Source organism: Cryobacterium sp. MDB1-18-1 (assembly GCF_004402735.1).
Classification (GTDB): Bacteria; Actinomycetota; Actinomycetes; order Actinomycetales; family Microbacteriaceae; genus Cryobacterium; species Cryobacterium glucosi.
Genome location: NZ_SOFR01000060.1, coordinates 1 through 9,964, shown reverse-complemented (window position 1 = coordinate 9,964; position 9,964 = coordinate 1). Strand labels below are relative to the sequence as shown.

General features: G+C 66.3%; 8 protein-coding genes and 2 pseudogenes. 7 read left to right on the top strand and 3 right to left on the bottom strand.

Annotation, left to right across the window (positions count from 1 at the left end; translation table 11 throughout):
* Both E3O50_RS14980 and E3O50_RS14975 read right to left on the bottom strand, forming a co-directional pair.
* Positions 1-417: pseudogene (locus E3O50_RS14980) on the bottom strand (rhamnose isomerase); the annotation flags it as partial.
* A 97-nt stretch (positions 418-514) separates the two neighbouring features.
* Positions 515-1,156, bottom strand: coding sequence for a class II aldolase/adducin family protein (locus E3O50_RS14975; RefSeq protein WP_134446406.1), 642 nt, complete (start codon positions 1,154-1,156; stop codon positions 515-517).
* Between the two features lie 318 nt (positions 1,157-1,474).
* Between E3O50_RS14975 and E3O50_RS14970 the strand changes: the two genes are divergently transcribed.
* The gene (locus tag E3O50_RS14970) at positions 1,475-2,779 is read left to right on the top strand and encodes an MFS transporter (protein ID WP_198413640.1); all 1,305 of its coding nucleotides are present in this window, start codon (positions 1,475-1,477) and stop codon (positions 2,777-2,779) included.
* Positions 2,780-2,962: 183 nt separating this feature from the next.
* Here E3O50_RS14970 and E3O50_RS14965 read toward each other — a convergent pair whose 3' ends face one another.
* Entirely contained in the window at positions 2,963-3,970 is a 1,008-nt protein-coding gene (locus E3O50_RS14965) for a LacI family DNA-binding transcriptional regulator (RefSeq protein ID WP_134559353.1), read from the bottom strand.
* 282 nt (positions 3,971-4,252) lie between these two features.
* Here E3O50_RS14965 and E3O50_RS14960 point away from each other — a divergent pair, with 282 nt between their 5' ends.
* The 6 genes and pseudogenes from E3O50_RS14960 to E3O50_RS14935 all read left to right on the top strand — a co-directional run.
* Entirely contained in the window at positions 4,253-5,776 is a 1,524-nt protein-coding gene (locus E3O50_RS14960; RefSeq protein WP_134446403.1) for a sugar ABC transporter ATP-binding protein, read from the top strand.
* Positions 5,777-5,835: 59 nt separating this feature from the next.
* Positions 5,836-6,819, top strand: a complete 984-nt coding sequence (locus E3O50_RS14955) for an ABC transporter permease (protein WP_134446407.1) — start codon at positions 5,836-5,838, stop codon at positions 6,817-6,819.
* Positions 6,816-7,865 carry an ABC transporter permease gene (locus E3O50_RS14950; protein ID WP_134559351.1) on the top strand — a complete coding sequence of 350 codons (1,050 nt, stop codon included), beginning with the start codon at positions 6,816-6,818 and terminating at the stop codon, positions 7,863-7,865. The genes E3O50_RS14955 and E3O50_RS14950 overlap by 4 nt, the downstream gene beginning before the upstream one ends.
* Before the next feature lie 60 nt (positions 7,866-7,925).
* Positions 7,926-8,990, top strand: a complete 1,065-nt coding sequence (rhaS, locus tag E3O50_RS14945) for a rhamnose ABC transporter substrate-binding protein (RefSeq protein ID WP_134446401.1) — start codon at positions 7,926-7,928, stop codon at positions 8,988-8,990.
* A gap of 168 nt (positions 8,991-9,158) precedes the next feature.
* Complete coding sequence (locus tag E3O50_RS14940) at positions 9,159-9,551, top strand: L-rhamnose mutarotase (protein ID WP_134559349.1); 393 nt, start codon at positions 9,159-9,161, stop codon at positions 9,549-9,551.
* A pseudogene (locus tag E3O50_RS14935) lies at positions 9,548-9,964 on the top strand (rhamnose isomerase); the annotation flags it as partial. The gene E3O50_RS14940 and the pseudogene E3O50_RS14935, both read left to right, overlap by 4 nt.

Below are 9,964 nucleotides of genomic sequence, written 5' to 3'. Positions count from 1 at the left end.
CCAGATCTTCAGGTCTTCCGAGCCGGTCTGGTTCATCACGTCGATGCAGTCGAAGTGGTGATCGATCGCCATCTGGCGCACCTTCGGGTCGATGTGGGTGAGGCTGCCGAACTTGTAGGCGTCATCCTGGAACGTGTTCGAGTTGACCGTGCCGAGCGTGACGCCGAGGTCTTCGGCGTACTTTCCGAGCGCCGCATAGTCGTCGACCTTGTCCCACGGAATGTGGATCGCGACGCTCGGGGAAAGCGCGGTGAACTTGTTGACCGTTGCGGCATCGGCGATCTTCTCCTGGGGGGTGCGCGGCGTGCCGGGGGTCGAGAAGACCTTGAAGCGGGTGCCCGAGTTGCCGAACGCCCACGACGGGAGCTCGATGGCCTGGCTTTCCAGGAGGCGAAGGGTTTCTGCGGATACCGTCATGGGGTCACTTCTCTGTGGGTATGTCTGTGGATACTGCTGAGGTTGAGCGCGGCGGCGGCCCGCTCGGGGCCGCCGCACATCGGGTGCCGAATGCCGCTTAGGGCAGGCGCGCACCCTCGGGGATGACGATCTTCTCGAGCTCGAGGATGTTCGGGGTGCCGAGCTGCAGGGCCCCGTAGAGCACCTGCGCGTTGGCCTCGACCGCGACGGCGACCTTGAATGCGCCGGCGACGTCTTCACCGACCGAGATCATGCCGTGGTTGCCCCAGACGACGGCGTTCGTGTCGTCGCCCATGAGCGCGGCGCTGAGCTCGCCGAAATCCTTGTTGGTGGAGAACTCGAACGGCATGATGCGCACGGCGCCCTTGGCGTAGAGCACCATGTTCAGCAGCACGGGGTCGATGGTCTTGCCGACGGCGCCGAACATGTTCGCGTACGGCGACTCGGTGTGCACGATCGCGTTGATGTCGGGGCGGCGGCGGTAATGGGCGAGGTGGACATCCGTCTCGGTCGACGGGAACAGGTCCCCCTCGATGACGACGCCGTCATAGCCGACGACGACCATCTCGTCGACCGTCAGCACGTCGTAGCGGATGCCGGAGGGCGTAATGACGATCGCGTCATGCTCGGGCAGGCGAATCGAGATGTTGCCCTGGGTGTTGAAGTTGAGTCCGGTACGCACCGACTCCTTGCACCAGTACAGGATTTCTTCGCGGAGTTCGCGACTGGCAAAGCTCATGGGATGTCCTCGTCTTCGTGGTAATTGAATCGTTTCAACTATCTCGACTATAACTCCGGAAACCACAGCGCGTCAACTCCCCGGTTCCCCCCGGATCGTCGCCCCCGGTCACGGCGCACCCGAAATGGTTAGGCAGGCACACGATTGTGACGTAGTCTGCTGGGACACCTCATTGAATCGTTTCATTCAATGAACGGTGCGGCGCCACCGGCGCCACCGCATCGCGTCCTCGAAGCCGAGGCCACGAGCCTCTGCATCAATGACGAGAGCAAAGGAGGACCATTCGTGGTCCGAATTGGAAACAAAAGCACAACCGGAATGAAAGCCACCATCTCGGTGGCGATGTCTAATTACATCGAAGCGGGATCGATCATCGCGATCGCAACCAGCCTGTCGCTCTGGCAGAAGGAGTTCGGGATCGACGACTTCGCGGTCGGATTGCTCGCGGCCCTGAGCGCGAACGCGTTCGGTGCGGCGGCGGGTGCGCTCATCGGCGGCCCGTTGTGCGACAAGTACGGTCGCAAGTTCATTTATACCTACGACCTCATCGTCTATATGATCGGCGTCGCCCTCGCCGTGTTCGCGATGAGCTACGGGATGCTGCTGCTCGCCTTCATCATCACCGGTATCGCCGTCGGGGCCGGTGTTCCGGCCTCGTGGACCTACCTCTCCGAGCAGGCGCCGGCTGGGCAGCGCGCCAAGCACGTCGGTGCCGCCCAGCTCGCCTGGTCCTGCGGCCCGCTGATCGGTTTCCTCCTCGCCGTCGCGGTCGAGCCCCTCGGCCTCCTCGGCAGCCGGCTCATCTTCGCCGAGCTCTTCGTCGTGGCCTTCATCACCTGGTACATGCGGCAGGGACTGCCGGAGACGGCCATCTGGAAGGAATCCAACGCGAAGGCGACATCCACCAACGTCTTCCACGGCGTCAAGGCGCTCTTCAGCAAGAAGGCGAACATCACCGCGATCTTCTTCCTGATCGGCGTGTACTCGTTCTGGAATATAGTCGCAGGACAGGCCGGAATCTTCATGCCGCGGGTCTACGCCGCCGCGGGCGTCGAGAGCGCCACGGAGCAGTACCTGCTCCAGGCGCTCGTCTGGGGTCTCACGGTGGCCACGACCTACTTCGGCTTCATGCGCCTCGCGGACAGGTTCAACCGCCGCATCCTCTACATCGTCGGTTCGCTTCTGGGCATCGCTGCCTGGGCCGTGCTCGTCTTCGCCGAACCGACCATGCCGGCGCTGCTCTCCTTCGCCGTGCTCTGGGGCGTCGCGGCCGGCATCGGCGCCCAGGCCTTCTACGGCCTCTGGGCCAGCGAGCTCTTCGCGACCGAGTACCGGGCGAGCGCGCAGGGCATCCTGTTCTTCGTCGCCCGGATCATGGTCGGCCTGCTCAGCATGGTCTTCCCGATCCTGCTGACCTCGATCGGGCTGTCCTGGCTCGGCCTCATCCTGATCGGCTTCCTCGCCGTCTCGCTCGTGGTCGGAGCCGTCTGGGCGCCGCACACCCAGGGTAAGAGCCTCCAGCAGATCGAAGCCGAACGCTACCCGGAAGACGTCCTCGCCGAGGAGTCAGTCGTCGAAGCATCCGTCGTCGGGGAACCGGTCGCGATGAACATGCACTTCTAGCCGGATCCAGCGCCCCGGTCTTCGCCGCCGCGCCCGTTTGCGCAGGTCGCGCCCGAAAGAGCGGGCGCGACCTGCGCAAACCGGCGCGGTTTCCGTCGTCACGGGGCGCGGGCAGCGGAAACCGGCGCGGACGCGGGGCGCGCGGGCGGGCGCGAAGCGGGTGCGGGCAGGCGGATGTCTCGCCTAGCCGGCGGTCGACTCGCGGACGATGAGCTCGGGCTGGAACTGGATCTGCTCGTGCTCGAAGTCCTCGCCGCCCTCCGCCTCGCGCATCAGCAGGTCGACGGCCGTGTACCCGATCAGGGCGCTCGGCTGGCGGATCGACGAAAGCGGTACAACGGCAGCGGACGCGAAGGCGATGTCGTCGTATCCGATCAGGGCGATGTCGCGGGGGACGCGTACGTCGCCGAGCATATTCAGTGCCTGGAGCACGCCCATCGCGAGCAGGTCGTTGGCCGCGAAGACGGCGTCCGGGCGTTCGCCCGCCGGCCGGGCGAGGAGCTGTTCACCGACGAACCGCCCCTGCAGCACCGAGAGCGAGTCCGTGTCGATCGTCTCGAGGACGACCCCCGGGTGCTCGGCGACGGCCTTGCGGGCGCCCTCGAGCCGGTCGACGACCTGGCGGATGCTGTGGGGCCCGCCGACGAAGGCGATCCGGGTCCGTCCGATGGCGGCGAGGTGGCTCACGGCGAGGTATCCGCCGGCCACGTCATCGACGGCGACGGACGAGAAGCTCCGGTCGGCGATCTCGCGGTCCACGAGCACGGTCGGTGTGCCGCGGGCGCGGAGCCGCGAGAGGCGGTCGCCGACGTCCCCGAGGGGTGAGATGAGCACGCCGTGCACCCTCTGTTCCTCGAAGAGGTCGAGATAGGCGCTCTGGCGCCCCGGGTTCTCGTCGCTGTTGCCCAGGAGCACCGTGAGGCCGTCCTCGGCTGCGCGGTCTTCGGCGCCGCGCGCGACATCCGTGAAAAAGGGGTTGGCGACGTCGAGGACGACGAGGCCGATGCTCCGGCTGCGACCGGCACGCAATTGGCGGGCTGCGTCGTTGCGCACGAAACCGAGCTGGCTGATCGCCGCCTGGACGCGTTCGACGGTGCTCGGGGAAACCTTGTCCGGGCGATTGAGCACATTCGACACCGTGCCGACGGACACGCCGGCAGTCGCGGCCACCTCACGCACGCTTACGGACATCGGGTCTTCTCCAGATCGGGCCGCACGGGGCCACGATGAATCGTGTCAGATCGGGGCGCGGATATCCAGCCACCGGCATCCGCGCGGTGTATTTCGCGGCGGGTCGGGGTTTGTTCCGCCCGCCGCCACCATGCTCCGAGAATAGCTCGTCGTTACGCAGTTGTTACTTGACAGCTGCGGTGGCATCGAAATAGATTTCCCTGTGTTCGCAGAATTAAAACGATTCAACGCCCGCTCGCGCGTTTCCCCAGCGTTCCTCAATGTGGAGGTCAGGACCTATCAATGTCGATCAGCCCCAGTAATTCCGGCCCGCCGGCCCTCGAACTGCGTGGAGTGGCCAAGGCCTTCGGATCGGTCGTCGCGCTGACGTCCGCCGACCTCACCGTGCACATGAACTCCATCCACGCCCTCGTGGGCGAGAACGGCGCGGGCAAGTCGACCCTCGTCAAGATCGTCGCCGGACTCTACCAGCGCGACGCGGGGGACTTCCTGCTCCGCGGCGAAAGCGTCGACTTCCGCTCGACGGCAGAGGCCAAGGCGGCCGGCATCGCGGTCATCTACCAGGAGCCCACCCTCTTCCCCGACCTCTCGGTCACGGAGAACATCTTCATGGGTCGCCAGCCGACCCAGCGCTTCGGCCGGATCGACCGCAAGGCCATGCGCGCTGAGGCCGAGGAACTGTTCACCCGCCTCGCGGTGCGCATCGACCCCGACCGCCCGGCCGAGGGGCTGTCGATCGCCGACCAGCAGATCATCGAGATCGCCAAGGCCATTTCGGTGGACGCCCGGGTGCTGATCATGGACGAACCCACCGCAGCCCTCAGCGGCGTCGAGGTCGACCGGCTCTTCGCCGTCGCCCGCAGCCTGCGTGACGAGGGCCGCGCCCTGGTCTTCATTTCGCACCGCTTCGACGAAGTCTTCGCCCTCTGCGACACCATCACGGTCATGCGCGACGGGCAATACATCTCGACCGATGCGATCCAGTCCACGAGCGTCGACGAGATCGTGCGCAGGATGGTCGGCCGCGAGGTCACCGACCTGTTCCCGAAGGAGGTCGCCCCTGTCGGCGACGTGCTGCTCGAAGTCGAGGGGCTGACCTCCGCCGGTGTCTTCCACGATGTGTCCTTCACGGTGCGGTCCGGCGAAATCGTCGGGCTCTCGGGCCTCGTCGGCGCCGGTCGCAGCGAGATCGTCCGTGCCGTTTTCGGCGTCGACCGCTACGACTCCGGAGCCGTGCGGATGCACGGGAAGTCCGTTCCGAAGCTCAACCCGACCGCGGCCATGGCTGCCGGAATGGCCCTCGTGCCCGAGGACCGCCGGAAGCAGGGCCTCGTGCTCGAGTCATCCGTCGCCCGCAACCTGACCCTCTCGACCCGTACCCGGCTCAGTCGCTTCGGGTTCATCGACTCGAGTCTCGAGAACCGGGCCGCCAAGGACTGGGCCGGCCGCCTCGAGGTCAAGACGAACGCCCTCGACACCGAGGTCGGCACGCTCTCCGGCGGAAACCAGCAGAAGGTCGTGCTCGGTAAGTGGCTGTCGACGAACCCCGAGGTGCTCATCATCGACGAACCCACCCGCGGGATCGACGTCGGAACCAAGGCCGAGGTGCATCGCCTGCTCTCGCAGCTCGCGGGTGAGGGCCTCGGGATCGTGATGATCTCCTCGGAACTGCCGGAAATCCTGGGTATGGCCGACCGCGTGCTCGTCGTCCGCGAAGGCCGCATCACCGCGGAGATCTCCCGGGCGGATGCCACGGCCGAGTCCATCATGTTCGCTGCCACCCACTCAACGGAGTCCATCCAGTGACCACGACAACCAGCACCCAGACGCCCACCGGAGCGGGCGGAGGAGCGTTCCAGCGCGGTCTGCGCACCTTCCTGCGTTCCCGCGAGACCGGCATCCTCGCCGCCCTCGTGATCGTTGTGCTCATCACCACGATCAAGAACCCGAGTTTCCTCTTCAGCCAGGACGGATTCCGGGACCTGCTCCTCACCCCGTCGATCCTCGTGCTCGTGGCCGTCGGCCAGGCGATCGTGATCATCACCCGATCGGTCGACCTCTCGGTCGGCTCTGTCGTCGGACTGACGGCCTACCTGACCGGGCGCCTTTTCATCGACGTGCCCGGCATCCCGATCATCGTCGTCTTCGCCGCAGGCATGGCGCTCGGTGCTGCGCTCGGCCTGCTCAACGGCGCGCTCGTCGCGTTCGGCAAGGTGCCGGCCCTCGTGATCACGCTCGGAACCCTGTATGCCTACCGGGGCATCAACGTGCTCTGGGCCGGCAGCAACCGGGTGAACGCGTCCGACCTGCCCAAGGACTTCCTCGCCCTCGGTACGAGTGCGCTGCTCTTCGTGCCGTACCTCACGATCATCGCGCTGATCGTGGTGCTCGTCGCAGGCTGGTACCTGCGCAACCAGCGAGGCGGTCGGGAGCTCTACGCGATCGGTTCGGATCCCGATGCCGCGCAGCTGTACGGACTCGGCGTCACCCGTCGCATCCTCGTCGCCTTCCTGCTCTGCGGCGCCCTCGCCGGGCTCGCCGGCGTGCTCTTCGCTGCCCGTTACGGAACGACCAACTCGCAGACGGGCACCGGACTCGAGCTGCAGGCCGTCGGCGCTGCCGTGATCGGCGGCGTCGCGATCTTCGGCGGCAGCGGCACCGTCTACGGCGCGGCCATCGGTGCGGTCCTGCTGCTCACCATCAACCGTGCCCTGCCCATCCTGGGCATCCCCGACTTCTGGCAGCAGGCGGTCGTGGGCACCCTCATCATCGGCGCTATCGTGCTCGACCGGGTCCTCTCGCTCCGACTCTCCCGCCAACTCATTTCAGAACGGGAGGTCTCCGCATGACCATCTCCGCCCCGGCCGACAGCCGGACCGGCACGCGCGTCTACGCCGAGTACGGTCGACCCTTCTGGATGCGCCTGCTCCTCACCCGCGAGATGGCGGTCATCGTCGCCCTCATCCTCGTGATCGTGATCGCCTCGCTCGAGGTGCGCCGCTTCGGCACCACCACGACGCTCGGCTTCCTGCTCCTCGACGTCGCGCCGATCCTGATGATCGCCCTGCCGATGACCCTCGTGATCATGATGGGCGAGATCGACCTCTCCGTCGCAAGCACGCTCGGCCTGAGCAGCGTCCTGCTCGGTATCCTGACCCAGGCCGGCTGGCCGGTCCCGGTCGCCATCGTCGCCTGCCTGGTGATGGGCCTCGTCGCGGGCCTGATCAATGGGCTCCTGGTCACCGTGGTCGGCCTGCCCTCGCTCGCGGTCACCATCGGCACGCTCGCCCTCTATCGCGGCATCGCCGTCGGCCTGCTCGGGACGACCGCCGTCACGAGCTTCCCGGCGTTCTGGACCGGCCTCGCCCAGTCGAAGTTCGGCAGCACCGGCATCCCCGTCGCCATGGTGCTGGTCGTCGCGTTGATCGTGGTCTTCGTCGCTCTCCTGCACTTCACCCCCTTCGGCCGCGGAATCGTGGCGATCGGCTTCAGCACGGAGACCGCGCACTTCTCCGGAGTGCACGTCAACCGGACCAAGGTCGTCGCCTTCATGCTCACGGGGCTGATCGCCGCGCTCGCCGGAATCTACTGGACCTTCCGCTACGGCAGCGCTCGCGGTGACAATGCGATGGGACTCGAGCTGTCGGTCATCGCCGCGGTCCTCCTGGGTGGAGTGTCCATTTTCGGCGGCAAGGGCGCCATCCACGGCGTCATCGCCGGCGTGCTCCTGATCGGCGTGCTGCAGAGCGCGCTCCGCCTCGCCAATGTCAGCTCGGACGTCATCAACATCATCACCGGCGCCCTTCTGATCCTGTCCGTGCTCTCCCCCCGATTTCTGTCGTGGTTCCGCAGCCTGCGTTTCCGTCGTGCCACGCCAGAGAAACAGAAGCAGTAACCGCTCCGTTCCCTCGCCCGACCACCAACATCCGCTTCACCCCACCTGAAAGGCACAACGATGTCTCCTTCCACCACCACCCGGCGCCACGGCGCCCGCGCTGTCGCGCTCGTCGCCGGCGTCGCAGCCATCGCCCTCCTCGCCACCGGATGCTCCAGTTCGGCCTCGACCGACACCTCCACCGGTGCAGCTGCGTCCGGCTCCGGCGACAAGAACTACGCGATCACGTTCCTGCCGAAGAACCTCGGCAATGCCTACTTCGACACCTCCGACAAGGGCGGATCCAAGGCGATCACCGAATTCGGCGGAACCTACGCCGAGGTCGGCCCGGCGACCGCCGCGGCCGATGCCCAGGTCAGCTTCATCAACACGCTCACCCAGCAGGGAGTCGGCGCGATCATCATCTCCGCCGACGACCCCACGGCGATCGGCAGCGCCCTCAACGAGGCCCGAGCGGCCGGCACCAAGGTCGTCACCTTCGACTCGGACACCGACCCGCAGTACCGCGACCTGTACATCAACCAGGCCACGGCCGACGGCATCGCCAAGATCGAGGTCGACCTGATCACCAAGCAGATCGGCGACACCGGCGAGGTCGCCATCCTCTCCGCCTCGGCCAACGCGACCAACCAGAACGCCTGGATCGAGACGATGAAGAAGGAACTCGCCGCGAACCACCCGAACGTCACGCTCGTCGACACCGTCTACGGCAACGACGATGACCAGACCTCCTTCGACAAGACGGCGGCCCTGCTCCAGTCGCACCCGAACCTGAAGGGCATCATCTCGCCCACAACGGTCGGCATCGCAGCGGCGGCCCGCTACCTGCAGACCTCGCAGTACAAGGGCAAGGTCGCGCTCACCGGTCTCGGCACGCCGAACCAGATGCGTGACTACGTCAACGACGGCACGGTCACGGCATTCGCGCTCTGGAACCCGGCCGACCTCGGCTACCTCGCCGCCTACGGCGCCAAGGCCCTGATCGACGGCACCATCACCGGCAAGGAAGGCGACAAGTTCACCGCAGGCGCCCTCGGCGAATTCACCGTCGGCAAGGATGCCACCGTGCTCCTCGGCGAGCCGTTCACATTCACCAAGGAGAACATCGCGGACTTCAACTTCTAGGTCGTTCCACCCGCACAACCCCGTATCACCCGCACTATCGCAGTGCCCGCGCGAGTCGGCTGCGGGGCGGATGCCGGTTGCATCCGTCCCGCGGCCTTGCGGGAATGCGCTCCGCACGGCAAGCTTGAATCGATTCATTTTCGGAATCCGAACCAGCAAGGAACCTCAATGTCGAGCAGCGATACCCAGCACCGCGTGTGCTTCCAGCTCCAGGTCAAGCCGGAGCTGATCCCCGAATACCGTCGCCGCCACGCCGCAGTCTGGCCCGACATGCTGCTGGCCCTCAAGAGCACGGGCTGGAACAACTACTCCATTTTCCTGCGCGACGACGGGCTGCTGATCGGCTACTTCGAGACCGCGAGCCTCGCCGCCGCCCAGGCGGGCATGGCCGCAACCGAGGTCAACGCTCGCTGGCAGGCCGAGATGGGCGACTTCTTCGTCGCCCTCGACGGTGCCCCAGACACCGGTTTCCTCCAACTGACCGAGATCTTCAATCTGGAAGACCAACTCGACTCCCTCGCCGCCGCATCCGCTGCCCCGACCGAAAGAAGCACAACGTGAGCATCAGCCCCGACACCCTGGCCCAGCTCGAGGGGCAGGTCATCGAACTGCCGTCCTGGGCGTTCGGCAACTCCGGCACGCGGTTCAAGGTGTTCGGCACGCCCGGCACCCCGCGCACCATCCAGGAGAAGATCTCCGACGCCGCGCAGGTGCACCAGGTCACCGGCCTTTCGCCGAAGGTGGCCCTGCACATCCCGTGGGACAAGGTCGACGACTACACCGGTCTGCGCGAGTTCGCCGCGGAGAAGGGCCTCGCGCTCGGCACGGTCAACTCGAACACGTTCCAGGATGACGCCTACAAGTTCGGCAGCCTGACCCACATCGACCCGAAGGTGCGCCAGATGGCGATCGATCACCACTTCGACTGCATCGACGTGATGAACCAGACCGGCTCGGAAGACCTGAAGATCTGG